Origin of the sequence: Allobosea sp. TWI1241 (assembly GCF_039673065.1) — a bacterium.
In the GTDB taxonomy this organism is placed as follows: domain Bacteria; phylum Pseudomonadota; class Alphaproteobacteria; order Rhizobiales; family Beijerinckiaceae; genus Allobosea.
This window is the reverse complement of record NZ_JBDJKW010000011.1, coordinates 38,009-57,262: the sequence shown is the minus strand read 5'-3', so window position 1 is coordinate 57,262 and position 19,254 is coordinate 38,009. Positions and strand designations below refer to the sequence as shown.

23 protein-coding genes and 2 tRNA genes are annotated in these 19,254 nt (G+C 68.7%); 5 read left to right on the top strand and 20 right to left on the bottom strand.

Going from position 1 to position 19,254, the window contains the following annotated elements; all coding sequences use genetic code 11:
• Window positions 1-10: 10 nt before the first annotated feature.
• Window positions 11-1,057: a PAS domain-containing protein gene (locus ABE438_RS14820; RefSeq protein ID WP_346503414.1), complete on the bottom strand. Its 1,047-nt coding sequence runs from the start codon at window positions 1,055-1,057 to the stop codon at window positions 11-13.
• A 125-nt stretch (window positions 1,058-1,182) separates the two neighbouring features.
• On the bottom strand, window positions 1,183-2,076 hold the full coding sequence (locus ABE438_RS14815) for a LysR substrate-binding domain-containing protein (RefSeq protein WP_346503413.1): 894 nt from the start codon (window positions 2,074-2,076) through the stop codon (window positions 1,183-1,185).
• A 156-nt stretch (window positions 2,077-2,232) separates the two neighbouring features.
• Between ABE438_RS14815 and ilvD the strand changes: the two genes are divergently transcribed.
• On the top strand, window positions 2,233-4,074 hold the full coding sequence (gene ilvD / locus ABE438_RS14810) for a dihydroxy-acid dehydratase (RefSeq protein ID WP_346503412.1): 1,842 nt from the start codon (window positions 2,233-2,235) through the stop codon (window positions 4,072-4,074).
• A gap of 160 nt (window positions 4,075-4,234) precedes the next feature.
• On the top strand, window positions 4,235-5,011 hold the full coding sequence (locus ABE438_RS14805) for a DUF1499 domain-containing protein (protein WP_346503411.1): 777 nt from the start codon (window positions 4,235-4,237) through the stop codon (window positions 5,009-5,011).
• Window positions 5,012-5,016: 5 nt separating this feature from the next.
• On the opposite strand, the gene ABE438_RS14800 is transcribed toward ABE438_RS14805, so the two are convergent.
• From ABE438_RS14800 to ABE438_RS14790, 3 genes are all read right to left on the bottom strand, one after another.
• Window positions 5,017-5,967: an MBL fold metallo-hydrolase gene (locus ABE438_RS14800; protein ID WP_346503410.1), complete on the bottom strand. Its 951-nt coding sequence runs from the start codon at window positions 5,965-5,967 to the stop codon at window positions 5,017-5,019.
• Between the two features lie 111 nt (window positions 5,968-6,078).
• Window positions 6,079-6,222: a hypothetical protein gene (locus ABE438_RS14795; protein WP_346503409.1), complete on the bottom strand. Its 144-nt coding sequence runs from the start codon at window positions 6,220-6,222 to the stop codon at window positions 6,079-6,081.
• 240 nt (window positions 6,223-6,462) lie between these two features.
• A tRNA-Pro gene (locus tag ABE438_RS14790) sits at window positions 6,463-6,539 on the bottom strand.
• 179 nt (window positions 6,540-6,718) lie between these two features.
• Between ABE438_RS14790 and ABE438_RS14785 the strand changes: the two genes are divergently transcribed.
• A tRNA-Gln gene (locus ABE438_RS14785) sits at window positions 6,719-6,790 on the top strand.
• Between the two features lie 111 nt (window positions 6,791-6,901).
• Here the strand turns inward: ABE438_RS14785 and ABE438_RS14780 are convergent.
• From ABE438_RS14780 to ABE438_RS14770, 3 genes are all read right to left on the bottom strand, one after another.
• A complete protein-coding gene (locus tag ABE438_RS14780) occupies window positions 6,902-7,132 on the bottom strand; it encodes a hypothetical protein (RefSeq protein WP_346503408.1) in 231 nt (76 codons plus the stop codon).
• Window positions 7,132-7,377, bottom strand: coding sequence for a hypothetical protein (locus ABE438_RS14775; RefSeq protein WP_346503407.1), 246 nt, complete (start codon window positions 7,375-7,377; stop codon window positions 7,132-7,134). Before ABE438_RS14775 ends, ABE438_RS14780 begins: the two co-directional genes overlap by 1 nt.
• Before the next feature lie 138 nt (window positions 7,378-7,515).
• Window positions 7,516-7,758 carry a DUF2312 domain-containing protein gene (locus ABE438_RS14770; protein WP_346503406.1) on the bottom strand — a complete coding sequence of 81 codons (243 nt, stop codon included), beginning with the start codon at window positions 7,756-7,758 and terminating at the stop codon, window positions 7,516-7,518.
• A 39-nt stretch (window positions 7,759-7,797) separates the two neighbouring features.
• Here ABE438_RS14770 and ABE438_RS14765 point away from each other — a divergent pair, with 39 nt between their 5' ends.
• A complete protein-coding gene (locus tag ABE438_RS14765) occupies window positions 7,798-8,190 on the top strand; it encodes a hypothetical protein (protein WP_346503405.1) in 393 nt (130 codons plus the stop codon).
• 124 nt (window positions 8,191-8,314) lie between these two features.
• Here ABE438_RS14765 and ABE438_RS14760 read toward each other — a convergent pair whose 3' ends face one another.
• The 11 genes from ABE438_RS14760 to ABE438_RS14710 are packed head-to-tail and all read right to left on the bottom strand — an operon-like array spanning window position 8,315 to window position 18,094.
• Window positions 8,315-8,908: a DUF4376 domain-containing protein gene (locus tag ABE438_RS14760; protein WP_346503404.1), complete on the bottom strand. Its 594-nt coding sequence runs from the start codon at window positions 8,906-8,908 to the stop codon at window positions 8,315-8,317.
• Window positions 8,909-8,918: 10 nt separating this feature from the next.
• Window positions 8,919-10,565 (bottom strand): phage tail-collar fiber domain-containing protein, encoded by a 1,647-nt coding sequence (locus tag ABE438_RS14755; protein WP_346503403.1) that lies wholly within the window; start codon window positions 10,563-10,565, stop codon window positions 8,919-8,921.
• Window positions 10,565-11,227 (bottom strand): phage tail protein, encoded by a 663-nt coding sequence (locus ABE438_RS14750; protein ID WP_346503402.1) that lies wholly within the window; start codon window positions 11,225-11,227, stop codon window positions 10,565-10,567. Before ABE438_RS14750 ends, ABE438_RS14755 begins: the two co-directional genes overlap by 1 nt.
• Entirely contained in the window at window positions 11,227-12,393 is a 1,167-nt protein-coding gene (locus tag ABE438_RS14745; protein ID WP_346503401.1) for a baseplate J/gp47 family protein, read from the bottom strand. Before ABE438_RS14745 ends, ABE438_RS14750 begins: the two co-directional genes overlap by 1 nt.
• Window positions 12,386-12,781: a hypothetical protein gene (locus tag ABE438_RS14740; protein ID WP_346503400.1), complete on the bottom strand. Its 396-nt coding sequence runs from the start codon at window positions 12,779-12,781 to the stop codon at window positions 12,386-12,388. Before ABE438_RS14740 ends, ABE438_RS14745 begins: the two co-directional genes overlap by 8 nt.
• Window positions 12,782-12,839: 58 nt before the next feature.
• Window positions 12,840-13,109, bottom strand: a complete 270-nt coding sequence (locus ABE438_RS14735) for a PAAR domain-containing protein (RefSeq protein WP_346503399.1) — start codon at window positions 13,107-13,109, stop codon at window positions 12,840-12,842.
• Window positions 13,110-13,113: 4 nt separating this feature from the next.
• Window positions 13,114-13,563: a hypothetical protein gene (locus ABE438_RS14730; RefSeq protein ID WP_346503398.1), complete on the bottom strand. Its 450-nt coding sequence runs from the start codon at window positions 13,561-13,563 to the stop codon at window positions 13,114-13,116.
• Window positions 13,560-14,585: a phage late control D family protein gene (locus ABE438_RS14725; RefSeq protein ID WP_346503397.1), complete on the bottom strand. Its 1,026-nt coding sequence runs from the start codon at window positions 14,583-14,585 to the stop codon at window positions 13,560-13,562. Before ABE438_RS14725 ends, ABE438_RS14730 begins: the two co-directional genes overlap by 4 nt.
• Window positions 14,585-14,824, bottom strand: a complete 240-nt coding sequence (locus ABE438_RS14720) for a tail protein X (protein WP_346503396.1) — start codon at window positions 14,822-14,824, stop codon at window positions 14,585-14,587. The genes ABE438_RS14725 and ABE438_RS14720 overlap by 1 nt, the downstream gene beginning before the upstream one ends.
• The gene (locus ABE438_RS14715) at window positions 14,824-15,318 is read right to left on the bottom strand and encodes a phage tail protein (RefSeq protein ID WP_346503395.1); all 495 of its coding nucleotides are present in this window, start codon (window positions 15,316-15,318) and stop codon (window positions 14,824-14,826) included. Before ABE438_RS14715 ends, ABE438_RS14720 begins: the two co-directional genes overlap by 1 nt.
• 4 nt (window positions 15,319-15,322) lie before the next feature.
• Window positions 15,323-18,094: a hypothetical protein gene (locus ABE438_RS14710; protein WP_346503394.1), complete on the bottom strand. Its 2,772-nt coding sequence runs from the start codon at window positions 18,092-18,094 to the stop codon at window positions 15,323-15,325.
• Window positions 18,095-18,158: 64 nt separating this feature from the next.
• On the opposite strand from ABE438_RS14710, the gene ABE438_RS14705 reads away from it, so the two are divergent.
• Complete coding sequence (locus ABE438_RS14705; RefSeq protein WP_346503393.1) at window positions 18,159-18,710, top strand: LIM domain-containing protein; 552 nt, start codon at window positions 18,159-18,161, stop codon at window positions 18,708-18,710.
• Window positions 18,711-18,875: 165 nt separating this feature from the next.
• Here ABE438_RS14705 and ABE438_RS14700 read toward each other — a convergent pair whose 3' ends face one another.
• Window positions 18,876-19,247 (bottom strand): hypothetical protein, encoded by a 372-nt coding sequence (locus tag ABE438_RS14700; RefSeq protein ID WP_346503392.1) that lies wholly within the window; start codon window positions 19,245-19,247, stop codon window positions 18,876-18,878.
• Between the last annotated feature and the right edge of the window lie 7 nt (window positions 19,248-19,254).

Sequence of the window (19,254 nt, the reverse complement as noted above, 5' to 3'; positions counted from 1 at the left end):
CGCCTTCGGCCTATCCGCCCGCGAAGGGGAAGGTCAGCCGCGCCACCAGGCCTGCCGGTCGCCAGTCCCGCGCGATCGTGCCGCCGACCGAACGCGCCAGGCGCTCCAGCATCGCGCTGCCGAAGCCTTCGGAGGTCGGCGCGGCGGCGATCGCCGGCCCGCCGCGCTCGGTCCAGCTCAGGGCCAGCCGGTCGCCGCTGGCGTGCCAGGCAATCGCGACATGGCCACCGGCCGTGCTGAGCGCACCGTGCTTCAGCGAGTTGGTTGCGAGCTCGTGCAGGAACAGCGCCACCGTGGTCATGTTCTTCTGGCCGATGGCCTGGGTACCGCCCTCGGCGGCGTAGCGCCCCTCATAGGGCGCCATCACCGCCTTGATCAGCGCGCCGAAATCGCCGCTGACCATCTCGTCCTCGGCAATCTCGGAGGAGGCGAAGATCGCGTCGGAGGCCCGCGACAGCGCCCGCAGCTTGTCGCGCAGCAGCGGGATCGCGCTTCCGGGCGCCTCGGCGGCGGCCGCCTCCTTCTCCGCCATGGTGATCAGGCCGGAGACGATGGCGAAGACGTTCTTGATGCGGTGGCGCATCTCCTGCGCCAGCAGCCTCTCGCGCTGGATCGCGGCGGCGAGCTGGCGGTCGAGCGCGATCTGGGCGGTGACGTCACGCGAGACGCACAGGATCGACTGGACCTGGCCGTCCTCGTCGATCAGCGGCGTCAGGAGGTTGTCCCAGTGGCGCGGCGCGCCATCCATCAGGCTGTAACCGGTGAAGCGGGAGACCCGTCCCTGCGCCGCCTCGCGCAGCGCCACGTCGCCGGCCGCGCGTACGCTATCCGGCAGCAGCGGCAGCCATTCCATGCCGAAGCCGCTGTCCTCGGGCACGCCGAGCGCCTGGCAGCCCGCCCGGTTCATGTTGATCAGCACGCCCTCGGGCGAGAGCACCTTGATGCAATCCAGCGTGACGTCGAGCATGTCGCGCTTGAACCGGCTGCCCGGCGCCTGCTGGTCGGCTGTCGCACCCGAGAAGATCAGGTTCTTGTAGTGACCAGCTGCAACTTCCATTACGTCAACCCGTTCTCCGGCTTAGGCCTGCGACGGGTGAGCCTTGCACAGGCGATTTTCCCGCGCAACACGCGAAAAAGCGCTAAAAATGCGCATATCGATTGACATAGCGACTCGGCCGGACCCTAGCGCGCCGGCGTGACGGAAAGTGGCGGGAGTGCCGCGCCCCGCAACTCCTGCGCGAGATACCCGGCGAGCGAGGCCACCGCCGCCCCTGCCCGGCCCGGGGCGCGATGCAGCGCGATCTCGGAGGCCGGCAGCGGCGGCAGCCCGTCGGCCTCGCCCAGCAGGCGCAGGCCCGCGCTGGCCGTGCCGGCCTTGACCACCGTCAGCGCCGCGCCGGCCGCCGCCATCGCCTCGACCGGCCCGATGCTGGAGGAGGAGAACAGGAGCCGCCAGGGCCTCCCCGCCTGGTTGAGCGCCGCCAGCGCCCACTCGCGATACATGTTCGGCGCCTTGAGCAGGGCGAGCGGCAGCGGCCCGCCCGCGGGCAGGTCGTGCCGGTCGGACCAGGCCCAGGCGGTGCGCTCGCGCCGCAGGACCTCGCCGCGCCCGTCGCCAGCCTTCTGCGTCGCCAGCACCAGGTCGAATTCCTCGCCCAGGCTGCTCATCAGGTCGCGCGTGAAGCCGGTCGTCACCTCGAGCTCGACATCGGGATGGGAGCGGGCGAAGCGCGCCAGCGTCTCGGGCAGCACCACGGTCGCATAATCGTCCATCACCGCGAGGCGGACGCGGCCCGTGACGGTCTGCACCCGCATCACGTCGAGCGCCTCGTCGTGCAGCGCGACGATCCGGCGGGCATAGGGCAGGAAGTCCTCGCCCTCGCGCGTGAGCTGCACCTCCTGCGGCGAACGCCGCAGCAGGCTCTGCCCGGCGATCTCCTCGAGCCGGCGCATCTGGGTCGAGACGGTCGACTGGGTCCGGTGCAGCACCGCCGCCGCCCGGGTGAAGCTGCGCAGCTCCGCGATCGTCGCGAAGGCGCGCAGCAGGTCGATGTCGATATTGCGCAGCGCCGTCACGGCGTCCCCCCGGCGATCCTCAATCGGTCTTCGCGCCCGCAGCATGGACGGCGCCGATGATAGAGATCGAATAATTCGATTTTGGCCATCGACACGAAACGTCTATGCGTCGCAACGGAGCCCTTGTGTTCGGGCGTCGCACTCGAGAGGTCAAGCATGCCCAGGCTGAGATCCGCCACCTCCACCCATGGCCGCAACATGGCCGGCGCCCGCGGGCTCTGGCGCGCCACCGGCATGAAGGACGGCGACTTCGGCAAACCGATCATCGCGGTGGTCAACTCCTTCACCCAGTTCGTGCCCGGCCACGTCCATCTCAAGGACCTCGGCCAGCTCGTCGCGCGCGAGATCGAACAGGCCGGCGGCGTCGCCAAGGAGTTCAACACCATCGCGGTCGACGACGGCATCGCCATGGGCCATGACGGCATGCTCTACAGCCTGCCATCGCGCGAGCTGATCGCCGACAGCGTCGAGTACATGGTCAACGCGCATTGCGCCGACGCCATGGTCTGCATCTCGAACTGCGACAAGATCACGCCTGGCATGCTGATGGCCGCGATGCGCCTCAACATCCCGACCGTCTTCGTCTCGGGCGGCCCGATGGAGGCCGGCAAGTACATCGCCGAGGGCGTGCTGAAGAAGGTCGACCTGGTCGACGCGATGGTCGCCGCCGCCGACGACAAGTACACCGACGAGCAGGTCGACGTGATCGAGCGCTCGGCCTGCCCGACCTGCGGCTCCTGCTCCGGCATGTTCACCGCCAATTCGATGAACTGCCTCACCGAAGCCCTCGGCCTCGCTCTGCCCGGCAACGGCTCGACGCTGGCCACCCATGCCGACCGCAAGCGCCTCTTCGTCGAGGCCGGCCACCTGATCGTCGACATCGCCCGCCGCTATTACGAGCAGGACGACGAGAGCGTGCTGCCGCGCAACGTTGCGAGTTTCAAGGCGTTCGAGAACGCGATGACGCTCGACATCGCCATGGGCGGCTCGACCAACACGGTGCTGCACCTGCTGGCCGCCGCGCACGAGGCCGAGATCGACTTCACCATGGCCGATATCGACCGGCTGTCGCGGCGCGTTCCGGTGCTCTGCAAGGTCGCGCCCGCCGTCGCCAACATCCATATGGAGGACGTCCATCGCGCCGGCGGCATCATGGCGATCCTCGGCGAGCTTGAGCGCGCCGGGCTGATCGACACCTCGCTGCCGACCGTCCACAGCCCCAGCATGGCCGACGCGCTGGAGCGTTGGGACATCGCGCGCACCACGAGCGAGAGCGTGCGCGAGTTCTACAGCGCCGCCCCCGGCGGCGTGCCGACGCAGACCGCCTTCAGCCAGGACCGGCGCTATGAGGAGCTCGACCTCGACCGCGCCGGCGGCGTGATCCGCGACAAGGCGCACGCGCATTCGCAGGATGGCGGTCTGGCCGTGCTCTACGGCAACATCGCGCTCGACGGCTGCATCGTGAAGACGGCGGGCGTCGACGCCTCGATCCTGACCTTCACCGGCACGGCCGTGATCTTCGAGAGCCAGGACGCCGCGGTCGAGGGCATCCTGAACCGCAAGGTCAAGGAGGGCGACATCGTCCTGATCCGCTATGAGGGACCGCGCGGCGGGCCGGGCATGCAGGAAATGCTCTATCCGACCAGCTATCTGAAGTCGAAAGGCCTCGGCAAGCTCTGCGCGCTGGTCACCGACGGACGCTTCTCGGGCGGCTCGTCCGGGCTTTCAATCGGCCATGTCTCGCCGGAAGCGGCCGAGGGCGGCGCGATCGGCCTGGTCGAGAGCGGCGACGTGATCGAGATCGACATCCCCAACCGCCGCATCGAGCTCAAGGTCTCGGCCGAGGAGCTCGCCGCACGACGCGCCGCGATGGAGGCCAAGGGCAAGGATGCCTGGAAGCCGGCCGCCCCGCGCAAGCGCAAGGTCTCGACCGCGCTGAAGGCCTATGCCGCGCTCGCCACCAGCGCCGCCAAGGGCGCCGTCCGCGCGATCGACTGAACCGCCCGCGCCCGAGCGCGCATCATCCGGAACGGGCCGGCGCGACGACGCGGCGGCCCGTTCGCATTCCTGAGGAGGCGTACGTCGCCAAGCCCCCTTGCCGAGCCCGCCTTGCCGAGCGCCCCTTGCCAAGCGCCGGACACTCGGCCACCAAGACGGGATGCACCGCCGTCTCATCCTCGAGGAACCGGTCTCGCGCGCGGCGATCTGGAGCCGCCGCCTGGCGCTGTTCTCGCTGACGGTCGTCGTGCTCGCCGTGCTGATCTTCCGCTTCGGCACGCCCTCCTTTGCCCGGCTGGCGCCGGTGGCGGGTGCCTATCTGCTGGTGCTGCTGGCGCTGCTGCTCTCGATCGTCGCCTTCGCGCGGATCTGGCAGGACGGGCATCGCGGCGTCGGCATCGCGGCGCAGGCCTTCGTGCTCTGCCTGCTGCTCCTGCTTCCGGTCGGCTATCTCGGCCTGCGCATGGCGACGCTGCCCTTCGTCGACGACGTCTCGACCGACATCGCCGAGCCGCCGGCCTTCGGCCGCTCCTCGGCCGTGCTCGCCGGGCGCGGCGGGCTGGTGCCGCCCGACCCGGCGCCAGAGCGGCGCGCCGCCCAGCGCCGCGGCTATCCGCGCGCGCTGCCCATCGTGCTGGAAGAGCCGGCGGACGCCGCCTTCGCGCTCGCCCGCAAGACGGCGGAGGCGCTCGGCTGGCGCGTGCTGGAGGCCCTCCCGCCGGGCGGGCGCAGCGGCACGGGGCGCATCGACGCGGTCGCGACCTCGCGCATCACCGGGCTGGTCGAGGACATCACCATCCGCATCCGCCCGCGCGCCGATGGTGCGCGCATCGACCTGCGCTCGGCCTCGCGCCTGCGCGGCTTCGACTTCGGCGCCAACGCCCGCCGTATCGCCGACTTCGACGAGGAAATCCGCCTGCTTCTCGAGGGACGCTGAGCGGATCAGACCAGCCGGTAGCGGCTCGACAGCCCAGGAACCGGCTCCGCGCAGAGCACGACGCGGCGCGCGACCAGATCCTCGATCTGCGCGAACACGGAGAGCGCTGCCGCGCCGCGCAGCACCTCCGGCAGATCCTGGTAGATCGCCGGCACCATCGCCTGAATCGTCTCGTCGCCGGCACGCAGCCGATTGAGGATCGCCGCCTCGCGCTGGCGCCGGTGCTGCACCAGCCCGCGCAAGAAGCGCTGCGGCTCGCGCACCGGCCCGCCATGGCCCGGCCAGTAGATCGCGTGCTCCATGCCGCGCAGCAGCTCGATCGAGCGCATATAGTCCGCCATCGAGCCGTCCGGCGGCGCGACGACGGTGGTCGACCATGCCATGACGTGGTCGCCGGAGAGCAGCGCGCCCTCCTGCGGCAAAGTGAAGGCGAGATGGTTGGCGGTGTGGCCCGGCGTCTCGACCGCCTCCAGCGTCCAGCCGGGACCGGAGACTGCGTCGCCCATGCGCATGATCCGATCGGGCACGTGATCCTGATCGCTGGCGGCATCGAGCCGGTGCGCCTCGCCGACGGCGATCTCGCGCGACGGGCGATGAGGGCCGCAGCCGACGATCGGCGCCCCGGTCGCCGCCTTGACGGCGCGACTCGCCGGCGAATGGTCGCGATGGGTATGGGTCAGCACGATATGGCTGACCGTCTCTCCCGCGACCGCTTCGAGCAGGCGCACCACATGCGCGTCGTCATCGGGACCGGGATCGACGATCGCCACCGTGCCCTCGCCGACGATGTAGGTGCAGGTGCCGGTAAACGTCATCGGGCCGCCATTGCCGGCGACGACACGGCGTAGCAGCGGCGTCAGCCGCACCACCGCCCCGGCTGGCCCGACCAGGTCGCGCTCGAAGGCGAGCGGGCCCGCCGGCTCGTCCCGGTCGTTCGTCGCGCTCCGGTCGGTCATGGGCTCGTCCTTTCAGCCGGGGACGCCGCCACGCGGCGCGGCGACGGGCCGATCGACGGGGCGTGGCGCAGAGGCAGGCGCTGAGACCTGCGAAGGGAGCGGAAAACCCGGTCAGCCGCTCGGCTTGGTGTCGGTGCAGACCTTCTTCACCGGCTGCAGGAACATGTCGAGTTCCATCATATTGCCGCAGCGGTCGCAACCGGCGAGCATGAGGGTCAGCCCGAGGGCGGCGAAGAGGCGAAGGGCGGGCGTCATCGGCGGCTCCGAGAGATCGCGCCAAGCTTACAGGACGCGCGAGCGACGCGCCATATCGTACCGTCCCGGCGACAAGCGCCGCCCACTCGATACGACGCAAGGTCGATGGGCGCGGGCGACAGGCAAAAGCCCCTCGCCCGCATAAACGCTAAACGCGTCAGGATGCCGGAAACAGGGCCCGAAAAGCAGAAAAGCGCCTTGCGGCGCTTTCTGACTGGATCGACGATCCACGGGAAATTTTGGTCGGAGTGGCAGGATTTGAACCTGCGACCCCCTCGTCCCGAACGAGGTGCTCTACCAGGCTGAGCCACACTCCGATCAACTGGTGGCCGGCTTATAGCCAGCCACCGTGCGCCGCGCAACAGGCAAGGCGCAGGAAAATGCAGGCCGGCGTAAGATCGTCGACAGTTTTCCGGATCGGCCGCGAAAACACTCTGTCCCGGCCCATTCTCGCGGTTGCGCGCCGCCGCGCCCCGCACTAGAACGCAACGCGCATTGGGGCGTAGCCAAGCGGTAAGGCAGCGGTTTTTGGTACCGCCATTCCCAGGTTCGAATCCTGGCGCCCCAGCGCTTTCCCAGCTTCCCGCGATATCCGCCGTTCTGGATTGCTCCTGGCCGCGAACCGTGTAGCCCGGCGCGATCTTTTGCACCTTTCGGCGCGATCTTTTGCACCCCCTTTTCAGCCCCGATAATAGCCCGGCGCGTCTGACTGCGCCCAGGCTGTGACCGTGTCGGGATCGGGCCGCGCGCCGCACTGAGCGCACACCAACCGCCGCTTGAGATCGTCCATCCGAGTGTCGCCCGTGACGGCGATCAGCCGCCACGGGATCATCTTGGTGATCCGACAGGTGTGGCAATGGACATCGAGGTGCGTCTTGCCGGCCCGCTCCGCCTCACCCACCGTTTCCATCAGGCCGCCGCCACCGCCATGTCCTCGAAGGCCGGTGTCTGGCCCCACTGCTCATGGATGACCGCATCGTCCCAGTCGCCTGTGGCTGGCGAGCCGGTTCGCGAGAAGACGATCGCGCCGACCTTCGTCTGACGAGCCCGAGCGCTCGCACGCAGCGCTTCGGCACAACTGCGCTTCTCGACAGGCTCGTCGATCGTCAGGCCCTTCCGGTCCCGGCTGAAGGTCTGCACGACGTAGTAGGTCACGGGCGCGTTACGCTTCTCGCTCCGCTCAGGCATAGGCTACTCCCCCCAGAAATAGGAATGAAGTCACATTCTATGCCTGCAATGAGAACGAATCAAGAACATGCTTAGCGTAGCGTTAACCCCTGTGGATTGCGGGGGTCAGGCCTGCTCGCCGACCGCCTGGAGATAGAGGTCGAGGATAGCCTCTTCCTCCTTGCGCTCGCCGAGGTCGCGCTTGCGCAAGGCGACCACCTTGCGCAGCACCGCCACGTCGTAGCCGTTGCCCTTGGCCTCGGCGTAGACCTCCTTGATGTCGTCAGCGATCGTCTTCTTTTCCTCCTCCAGCCGCTCGATGCGTTCGACGATGGTCTTGAGTTGATCGCCCTGAACCGGGTCGTCCATGATGAATGTCCTCGTTGGATGAGAGGAGTGGGGGAACCCATGCAACGCAACATCAACGTTCTACCGGTGGATAAGCTGGGAGTTGTGCAGGAGCACGAGGGTGCGCTCCTGGTCAGTTTCTTCGCGCCAGATGGCGGTGAGTTCGGGTTTCTATTGCCGGAAGGCATTGCGGCCGAACTCAGCGGCGCTCTACTGCAACGACCTCACAGTGATCCCCACTCAACTCCCGCACCGCAGCTCTCCGAAGGAGATGTCGATTGTCACGTATCCAACGTCGAAGCGTTGGCCCCTGAAGGCGACAAACTCGTACTTCGGCTAGTTTCGGATGCAGGCCCTGCTCTGACGTTCCGGCTCGGTGCGCGGATGGCAATGCGCTGGCGGGACATGCTGACCGACCAGATCGAGCGGCATCAGCGAAAGAATCGCCAGTAGCCGATGCAGCTCCATCATCCGTCATTGGCGGCCTCCTCCATTCTGCGGCAGGCGATCTCGAAATAGGCCTCGTCGACCTCGATCCCGACGTAAGGCAGGCCGAGCCGCTGGCCGGCCCCGCCGACTAGGCTGCGAAGGCGCCGTCGATCTCGGCCGCCGTCGTCATCGTCCCGGTGTCGATCGCTGCCAGCACGTCGGCCAGCGTGACGAAGGTCCCGTTCACATGGGCCTGCACGGCGTCCGAGATCGCGACGATCGCCGCCGCGTCGACCGGATGCGCCTGCCCGGCCGCGTCCTGCCAGATCGTCGACCAGCTCGGATCGGCCTGCGCGGCGAGGCGTGCGCCGAGGATCATCGTCTTGCTGCGATCGTCCGTGGCGATCTGCACGCCGCCGGCCTCGATCCCGCCGATCTCGACCTGCCATCGCAGGTCGCGCGCATAGGCGGCCAGCTCCGCCTTGGTTGCCGGCACCGGCGGCGGAGGGCTGAAGCTCTCGCCGTCCCAGCTCCAGCCCGGCGCGGCTTCGTCCGAGGCGACCAGAATGCAGCCTGCCGGCGCCTTGAACACAGCTTCGTATGCGACAGTCTGCTCGCCGGCCGGCCCCTTCACCAGATAGGTTGCAGGGCCGCGCGCAGCGCGGCCATCGGGGTCGATGACCTTGTCGCCGATCTCGGAGACGGACTGGACGACACCATCCAAAATGAATGCTACGAGCATCGTGGCCTCCTCAGTATTCGATGACGATTTCGCCGCGCGCACCGCTGCCACCTGCGTATCCCGGCGATCCCGACGCTCCGCCACCGCCGCCAGGAGCCGAGCCATTGTTCGGCTGTCCCTGGCCGCCCGGTACGCTTGGCCCGCCGAGCGGCGCGCCCGCGCCATAGCCGCCAACTATTCCGTTGGCTGAACCGGCGATCGTGCCAATCAGCCCCGAAGCGCCGATCTGACCCTCGTCAGCATTGGCATGGCCGCCGCCCGCAGGCGCATTCGCTATCCCCAACGACACCGTGCCGTTGAGACCACCGGAGCCGCCACCAGCCGTCATGGTGACACCGTTCACCGTGACCGTCGTTTGGCCGCCCGGCTGCCCCTCACGTGCGGGCGAAGCTGCGCCGCCAGCGCCTCCAGTGCCAATGTTGTACGAGATCACGTCTCCGGGCTTTACAGACCAGCTACGCACCGCACGGCCGCCGCTGGCACCTCCGGAAGGAGCCCCACCGTTCGATGCGAACCCACCGCCACCGCCCGCCCCCCAGGCGGTCGTCCGGACGGCGAAGACGCCGGCCGGGACCACGAACGTTCCCGCCCCGACCGCAGTGAAACGAACTGAGGTCGTCACCTTCGCCATCCGCTGCACGGCCGACCCCAGAAAGCCCAGCACCTTGAAGCTGTCGCCGTCGAATATGACCTCGACGGTCGAATTATTCGGCAGGTCGCCGGCCGAAAGCTGATGGCCGGTGTTGTAGAGAAGAGGCACCGGGCCGAGTTCGTTGGGGTCGATCGCGACCGGGCCGGTATTGGGGCCGTTCGGGCATCTGATGCGGATCGGCATACCGATGATATCGGCCAGCGCGGCCGGCTGCGGGTCGAGCGCGATCGCCAGAGCATTGGCGGTTCCAACCGCCACGACGTAATTGCCGGGCTGGCGCTGGACCAGCCGGGAGACGCCGGGCTCCCAGCCGCCTGCCGTGCGCTCCAGCCAGCGATGACCGGACCAGCGGCCCTTGCTCTGGTCGACCACGACAAATCCGGTCGGTACGTCGACAGCGACCCACACGGTGCCGTTCCACTGCGCCAGATAGCCAGCGAGCCCGTTCCAAGCGCCCGAAGCCCCGGCGGGCACCACATGGGTGCGGCCGATGGCCGGCGCGCCCGGTGGATCGGCGAGCGTGGCGCTCTCGACCACCATGAACCCGGCCCGCAGCATCTGCGAGATGGACACTGCCGCGTCGGGCTGGAGCTGCACCGTGACCTGCGCGGTCTCGGTGACCGGGAAGACGATGTCGGTCAGCAGCTCGACGGCCGCGCCCTGCGCAGGCGTGCGCTTCTCCACCAGGACGTGACGCGCGACGGCGATCATCGTCCCGGCCGCATCCCAGACGCCGATCTCGCGGATGTCGAACGGCCCGTCCTCGACAGGGATCAGCGCCGAGATCCGCCAGTGGTTGGCGTTCACCGGATCGCGGCCGGCCGAGACAATCGGATAGGCGTTGCCGACGCGACGGACCAGATCCGTCATGGTCGGCGTCGGCGTGATCGGCGCGCCGTTGCCGTCGCCGACACGGATCGTGGCGAGGTTGAGTGCGGTCCCGCCGATCGCTGCGGCGATCTTGGCGAGGCCGGCATTGGTCACGGTGCCGATGAAGTCGCTCATCAGGAGATCCTCGGAGAGATGCGCAAGCGCGTGGAGACAGCCGCTGCGGCAAACAGCAGCGGCCGAGCGAAGAGGGTGCTGACGGGTTCGGTGGACGGGCTGATGCGCAGCCGGGTGACGACGGCCGCGCCGACATGCACGGGCGCGCTATCGTCGTCGCCTGCGACGAAGCGCAGCGCGATGTACTGGCTGTAGCGACGCATCCGGCCGACCATGCGCGCGATGGCGCGTTGCAGGCGCATGGTGATCGCCTGCCCCTCGCCGGCAAAGACTTCTTCGCCGATCGACAGCGTCGCGATGTGGGTGCCGGGCGCACCCTTCGGCTCTTGCTGGAACCACTGCGACCAGCTCGCGACGCCGATGCCGAGCATGGCGAGCCCGGTGCGGACGCCGTAGATGTAGCCCATCTGCGCGTGCAGCTCGAAAGAGCCCTTGAGCATCCGCCGGATGATCGCCTCGGACATGCCGGGCTCGACGAAATGCTGCAGGCCGAATTCGCGCACCAGGAACGGCAGGACGCGCGCATCGACCGTGTCGATCCGCTCCATGAGGAGGTGGCGGAAGTCCTGCTCGCCCAGCGCCTGACGCATCGTCTCGCCGAAGGCGACGGCGCGGTCATCCTTGATGGAGGGCGGCAGCAGCCGCTTGTCGTAGCGCTCCATCACGCCACCACCTCCACGACGACGTCGTCGGGGTCGAGCAGCACCGCGACGGCGAATTCCTCGGGCGCCAGCTGCTGGAACGCCATGCCCGAGACCTGGGCATCGAGCACATGGAAGCCGAGATCCTTCAGGACGGACTTGACCTCGCCTTCGATGGCGCCGGGAGCTACCGCGGCGCCGAGCTGCTGGCCCCAGCCGTCCAGGACGTTGTTGGCCACGGAGGCCGCGGCAGACCGGGCTCCGGCGGTCTCACCGCGCAGCCATATGGTGAGGTTGCAGGCGATCGGCACGGCCACGGCAGCCTTCACCGTCACCTCGTCGCCGAAGCGGATGTCCAGCGCCTCGCGGGTGTCGAAAGCGGCCTTGACCTGGTCGCGCAGCGCCGGGCCGGCCGCGCCAGCAGGTGTCAGCGGATAGATGTCGACGAAACAGGGCTGCGGCCGGATGACCGCGACGTCGATGATTGCCGACGAGACGGAAACCGTCGTCTCGGTGTACCAGCCCAGCCCGCCACCGGGCGAAACACGGTCGAACGCATTGGCGACGCGCAGGCGGTAAAGCTCCGCGTCCTCGGGGTCCGCGCCGCCTTCGCTGGTCACCGTGTTCGCCGCGGCTACGCCGGCCACCGGATCGAGCATGGTCGCGATCTGGCCGGGCAGATAGCCGTTGCCGATCGCGCCTGCTTGGTCGGCCTCGGCCGGCACTTCGGCCTGCAACGCGCCGGCTGCAATCACGGCCGGCGCGAGCGTGACGAAGATCAGCCCGCCGGCATCGGCGCTGACGCGCGAGCCCGCGTCGACGAGCACATTGGCTGAGCGCGGCTCGGCGAGGCTGAACCGGATGATGGTCCGCGCCGTCGCTGCCGGCAGTGGCGGCGTCGAGCGGTTCGGCCCCAGCGCCACCAGGCCCGCGCGAGAGGCCTTCACCACCAGATGCTCCTCGGCCGCGATCTGCGCCTCTTCGGCCAGCAGCGACATCGCATAGGCCAGGGTCTCGATCAGGAACATCTCGACCTGGGCGGGATAGATCGTGCGCCTGGTCGCCTGCTCGAACCACGCGATGTAGCGCGCCTTCAACAGCTCGGGGTCGCGGGTGAAGAGCGTGGGCACCGGCACCGCGGCGAGGCTGGCCAGCGAATACGGGCCGTCCGTGTCGCGCCTAGCCATAGGTGATCTCCGTCAGCCGCAGCTCACGCGTCACGTCGGCGCGCGGATACCAGAACACCGGGAAGCGCCAGTGGCTGGCGCTGACGGGGATCGGCGTCACCTGCTCGACGGTGATGCGCGGCTCCCAGGTGTTGATCGCGTCCCACAGCTCGCGGGCGATGTTGGGGATCGCCTCGTTCGGCGGCCGGTCGATCCACTGCAGCAGAGCGACGCATTTCTCGGGCGCCAGCGGCACCGAGCCCTTCTCGGTCAACGCGATGGTGTGGATCGCCTGTTCGAGGTCACCCAGCGCGGTGACGATGCGCCCGAGACCCGACGCGCCGCCCCGGCCCAGCTTCATCTGCCAGTGCGCGTAGTCGATCCGGGTGCGGTCCACGATGTCGGTCATCAGCGCACCCTACGGGCGCGCGCGAACCCGAAGCGAGGTGTCCATGACAGGTGAAACGTCACCCGACGACCTGCACCCACCCCTGGCCGGTGGTCGCATGGCCGCAGCTCGCCTCGTGACCTTCCCGACAGACCGGGGTCCCGTTGATCGTGAACCAGGCGCAGCCCTCGACCATGGTCGGCTCTGGCGAATGGGGCGGCGGGCCATGCGCCTCGACCGGGTCGCCCTTCACCACGACGAGATTGCCATCGACCGTCACGAAGTCCTGGCCGCCCGCCAGCTGCGTTCCGCCTGCGCTATCCGCGCCTTTGACAGTGATGCCGGGCACCCGATCAGCCCTTGATGACCTGCACGTGAGCGGCCTTCAGGACGATCTGCCCCGGCTGCAGCTCCATCGTGCTCGTGCCGCACTGAAGCGTCATCGGCCCCTTCGTCTTCAGGAAGAGCGCGCCGTTCACCTTGTCGTAGAGGAATTCGAGCCCGCCCCCGAGCTTCATGGCCATGTCCGTCGCCTTGCTCGCGGGCGGCCGGTCCACCTTGGAGTAGCTGGCACCGAGGATCACGCCGTCCTCGCCCCGCCAGTCGACCAGGCAGTGCACCTGCGAGCCGATCTCCGGCATCGCATAGGTCCGGCTTCCGGAGCCGGATGCGAGGCTCGAATTGACCGAGAGCCAGAACGACGACGCGCCCTCCTCGTCGGGAAACTCGACCTTGGCGCGGGCATTCTCGGGATCCAGTTCGCGGACCACGCCACGCTTGAACGGGCTCGATGGCTGGCTCATGTGCGCAATCCTGCGATCTCGATCGCCGTGGTCAGACCGTTGCGGGTGAGCTGATGGCGCGCCTTGCGGATCATGTACTTGCGATCCCAGGCGCCATAGCCGGCCAGCATGATCGGCTGGCCGGCGAGCAGCAGCGGATCGCCGACGACGGTGAAGCTGGCGGTCCACTGCTTCTTGTTCGCCTCGTCGAGCCGCGAGCGCGCCAGCGCTTCCGCCTGGGCCTTGTTCTCGACCTTGTCGTCGATCTTCAGCGTGTCGCCGGTCTTGACGCTCTTGTCTTCGACCTCCGCCTCGATCGTCTTCTTGGTGTTGCCGTCGTAGTAGCTGACCTTCGCCTTGCTGTAGGTCTTGGCCGCCTCGTAATTCAGCGTGTAGCTGATGATCTCGCGCGCCCCCTTGACCAGCGTCCGGACCGGCTCGCGCTCGTCGACCTTCTTCCGGTCGATGAAGATGATCTTCTTGCCCTTGACGACGAAATACGCACCGTAATCCCGCGCCAGCCGCTTCAGGAAGGCGAGGTCGGTCTCACGGCGCTGGCGCAAATTGTCGAAATAGACGTCCGGCGCCTCGCCCTCGACCTCCATGCCGAGATCCTTGGCAACCTTCTTCACCACGTCGCCGAGCTTCTGCTTCTCGAAAGACTTCGTCTTCTCGGTCCGCGCGGCCTTGGTCACCGGCGCCGACTGGCCCGAGGTCGAGAAGGTGTCGCCGCCCCTGCCGCCCTTCGCGCAGGGCTTGTCGACATAGAATGTGCCGATCGGCACCAGGATCGAGCCGAGATAGCCGAAGGAGCCCTCGACGATATCGCCATGCTCCGGCCGCCAGCGCTCGAACCACTCGCCCGTCTTGTTATGGACGTCGAGCTGGATCTCGTCGGCCTGGCCCTCGATGTTGTCGGTGAAGGTGAGCGAGATCACCTGCGACGAGATCGCGTCCCAGAGCGGGATGCCATTGTAGAAGAGGCGCGCGACCGGCTTGCCGAGGTCGAGCGGCGCGGCGCGCGGGACCATGATCTCCACCATCACCGGCTCCAGGGCGGCAGCTGGTCGGGCCGGGGCGCCGGCACCGTGTCGATGATCGGGATCTGCAGCTCTGCGCCTTCAGGCAGGAACTGCGGCACCGGCGCCAGCGCGACGGGGAACAGCTCGCGATTGGCCGCGATGATCGGGCCATAGGCCGCCGCATTGCCGTAATACTGGTGCGCGATATGGTCCCAGCGCTCCATCGGCCCGCAGATATGCACAAGGTGACGGTCCGCCATCAGCCGATCCTCACGCTGGCGCTGACGCGCACCTGGACGTTGAGCCCGACCCGCAGCGAGACGCCGATCGAGAGACCGGCCGAGATCGTCGCCGAGAAGGCAGCGAAGTCGGCGATCGGCGCCTCGACCAGCGTCAGCGTGCTCTCCAGTCTGACGGTCCGGCCGGCGAGCGTGGTGCGCTTGATGTCCTGGTCGATGCTCTCGATCACGAAACGCGCGCCCGAGAAGCTGCCTCCGCCGGCGACATAGGCCAGCGGCCGCCGCGCGCGCATGGCCGCGGCGAGCTTCGCCATCTCGGCCTCCGGGTTGCAGAACGCCTCGTCGAAGAAGAACGACAGCGTCTTGCTGCTCAGATCCTCGCCCACGTCCTGGAGCACCGGCTTGCCCTCGGCGACATTGTGCCGGGCGAAGGTCGCCTTGCCGGTCTCCTTTGAGGAAACCGGAGCGGTGAAGCCGTTGCTGCCGATCTTGATGGAGCCGAGCCAGGCGAACATCGCGTCACCCGAACGACAGGTCGGCGGAGCGCGAGAACGAGCCCTGGATCATGCCGACGAGGCTGTCCTTATGGCTTTCGAGCTGGCTCCAGAAGTCGCCGATCTCGCCGCCGTTGAAGGTGATGGTGGGCGCGTAGCTGACCGAGAGGTTGCGCTGCGGCCCGGCGCGCGACGTCACCGGCACCACCTCGGCCGAGCCCTGTCCCTCCGGCCCATAGGCCGCAGCAAGCGTCGCCTGGCGCAGCGCCTCGTCCAGCTCGGGGCTGGCGCCGCCGGCCGCGCGGGCCAGCTCCGGGCTCGCACCGAACCCGCGCTCGCGCGTCGCCTTCATGGCCGGGATGGACGCATCGGGCACACCGGCCGCCGCCATGGTGGCGCGGTGCAGCGCCGCGTCCAGCTCGGCGCTCGCGCCGCCGGCCGCACGCGCCAGGGCCGGGCTCGCGCCGAAGCCGGCACGGCTCGCCGGGATCGATGCATCGGGGATCGCGGCGCGCATGCTGGTCACCATGTTACGCACCGCGCGGATCGCGACGTCGGGCCGGATCGAGCTGGCCAGCGTCTCGGCGAACTTGACCCGGTCGAGATCCGACAGCGGGCCGACCTTGGCCGGAGAGTGCGGAAGATAGTCGCGCGCCTGCTGCGCCACCTCGCGTACGGCCGAGGTGACGGCGCCGGCGCCAGCGCGGATCCCGGCCGCGAGCGTGGTCATCATCGCGACGCCGCGCGAGGTGTAGTCGACCCCGGCGAGGATGCCGTCCACCTCGGCCACCATCTGGCGCGCGGCGGGCGCTACCTGCTCGATCATCGCCACCGCCTGCGCCGCCTTCTCGCCGGCGGCGACCGTCTGCGCCTGCTTGTCGCCTGCGCCCATCGGTGCCGAGGCCGAAGGCGGAGGCGTAGCGATCTTCGGCTCGATCGTCGGCTCGACCGTCTTGTTGAGGGGCGTGTTCGCCCAGGTCCAAAGCTCGCCGAGCGCAGCCTTGACTGCGCGCATCTCGGCCTGCGCCTTCGCCTGGATGCTGCCTTCCTCCGGCTTCTTGCCGGACCAGATGTCGTTGAGGAGATAGCCGGCCGCCGCCGCCCCGAGCATCGCACGGCCGGCCGGTGTCGATGCCAGGATCGCTGAAGCGCCAGCGACAGCGCGAATGCCGGCCGCGACCGAGGTCAACCAGCCCGCGAAGCTAAGAAGGACCAGCCCGCCGACCGCGACCTTCCAGCCGCCCAGCGCCTGTGCGACGCGGTCTGCCGGCCCCGCCATCTTCTCCAGCGCCTCGGCGGTCCTGACGATGCTCCGCTCGGCCGCGGTCATCGCCTCAGCGATCTGCTCGCCCAGACGCTTGGCACCGCCGCCATCGGCGCCGGTGATCGCCTTGTTGAGCCGTTCCATGATCTCGGCCATGCGCCTGTACGGCGCATCGAGCGCGTCGGCCGCGGTCGCCGTCAGCGTGTTCTTCGCCACCGTGAATGCGCCACGCGTGGTCGCCTGTTGGCGCTCCGCCGCGCCCTCGTGGCGTGCCATGAACTCGCGCAGCGCCGCCTCCAGCCCTGCGCGGTCGCCGGCCGCCACCGTGCGGCTGACATCCTGTCCCCCGCGGCCATAGGTGATCGTCTGCGAGCCGTCTTCCCCAGCTGTAACGGTTGCCCCCCGCGCCGAAGCGAAGCTCGCGCTGCCTTCCCGCAGCGAGCGCTCGAACTCCCCCGCCACCATCGCTATGTTCTGGCCCGTCGCGACGGCCGTATCTCCCAGCAGCTTCATCAGCTTGGCATCGGCGACGATGCGCCCCTCTGCCAGCGTCCGTGCGGCCTCGAAACCCTGGTCCAGTGGCACGAGCCCACCGGAGCGCCGGTCCTCAGCCTCGGCCGCCGCACGCGCCGCGCGCGCCTGGTCGGCACGAAGTGGGCCGAGCATTTTGTTCTCTGCTTCCAGGCCGAGCTGGTTGCGGCCCCAGCTTTCGGTCAGGATCCCGAGGCCGGCGCTTGAGCCGGCGCGGACCGGGCCGCGGCCGCCCATGCTGCGATCCATCAGGCCGCGCGAGGCGGTGGCGCCGTTGCGCACCCCCTTCACCATGCCTTCCGCGACGGACTTGGATATCTGCTTGGCCAGCTCCGCCGCGGCCTCGCCCGCCACACGGTTCCAGCGGATCCCGCGCATGCTGCTCCGGATCGTCTGGCCGAGCCGGCGCCAGCGGCTTTCGGCGCGCGTCGCCTGCTGCGCCCCCTGCTCGGCCGCGCGGCCGAGCGCGCGATGCTCGGCGATGATGTCCTGGATGGGCCGGCCGGTGCGCTTGGCGATGCTGGCGAAGACGCGCTCCTCCATGCGGATGCGGTCGGCGGCCGCGTCGCGCTGTGCGGCCGCTCGCATGTTGTCCTGGCGCTGCAACTCGGCGCGCCGCTTCAGCTCCTCGAGACGCGCGGCGCGCGCCGCCTTGGCCTCGGCCTCGCGCCGCTGGGCGTCGATCCTGATCTGTTCACGCGCCGCGGTCACCTCGCGCACGCGAGCTTTGCGGGCTTCTTCCGCGGCGGCGCGCTCCAGGGCGGCGCGCCGCCGGATGTCGCGCTCGGCCCTGGCACTCTCGGCCCGCGCCTGCTCGGCCGCCACGGTCCGCGCGCGAGCGGCCTCCTTCACAGCCGCTGTCTCGCGCCTGGCGACCTCCTCGGCCTTCCGGCCGGCCTCGACCGCCTGCCCGCCCGTCATCTCGCGCATGCGCTTCATCTCGGCTGCGGCGGCGTCCAGCCCCCGCACCTCGAAGATCATCGCGAATTTGAGATCAGCCATCGGTCCTGTCCTTGCGGAAGCGACTCAGGCAGGCTTGCCGAAGACGAGAGAGGGGGGACGACCGGTGGGATGGGGTGACATTGACTTTGCTTCGGTAAGGGCGGCCATCGATGGCTTCGGTGGTCTCAAGACGATCAGCGACGCTCTTGGCATCGTGAAGCAAATCAAGGAGCTGACGGGGAAGAACAAAGACGGCCAGGCCGCCGACCTCCCGACACCTGAGATGCGCCAACTCGTCATCGATCTGACCAATAAGATGATCGATGCTCGCGAGGAGACGGCGACGCTCCGCCTGCGCATGCTTGAGGCTTTGGAAGAACTCGGCCGCCTCCAAGCATTTGAATGCGACCGGCAAAAATACGACCTGGTTGAGACGAACCCCGGCAGTTTTGCCTACAAGGCGAAAAGCCCGGCTCGCGGCGACCATCAGGCGATACGCTACTGTGCCCATTGTTTCGAGCAGTCGAAGCGCCTTGTCACGCTTCAACTGTCCAAACAGGATTGGCACAGAGACACGCTCAAGTGCAGCGCATGCCAGAGCGAAATCTTTCAGAAAAATGACCTCAAGCCGGAGGTTTTCGTGGCTCAGGGACCGCATTTCTCGCCCTTCGAGTAGACGGCTGGCGCTAACCTTGCTGCATCGCCTTCGCGACGGCGGCCTCGTAGGCCTTCTCCTCCTCGACCCGCCAGACCACCTCGTCGACGGACATCTCCATCAGCTCGGAGAAGCGGTAGCCGGCGCGGAGCAGGAATGAGCGGTCGAAGCGGCCGGGCCAGCGCTTCAGCCGTTTCCCGCGTCGGCGGGCGAGAAGATCCGCGACGAGATCGCCATATGGTCGGTGTCGGAGATCAGCTCGCGATATTCCTCCGCCCGCAACCGCTCGCCGTCGAACAGGCAGACCTGGACGATGTAGTAGAGGTTCACCGAGCTCGCGACCTCGCCGGCCTGGCGCTGGGCCTGCTCCCAGGCCTTGAAGGAGCGGAAGCGCGGATAGGTCACCTCGACGCCGCAGCTCTTCAGCGTCAGGCTGTCCATGCCGGTCTGCCCGTCGCGCGCGGCGCGCAGCTTGGCGATGACGCCCTTCTCCGCCAACGCATCGGCGGGCACGGCGGGCTGGCCGGCGGCGTTCGTGGCGGCTGCATTCTCGGTCATGTCGGTC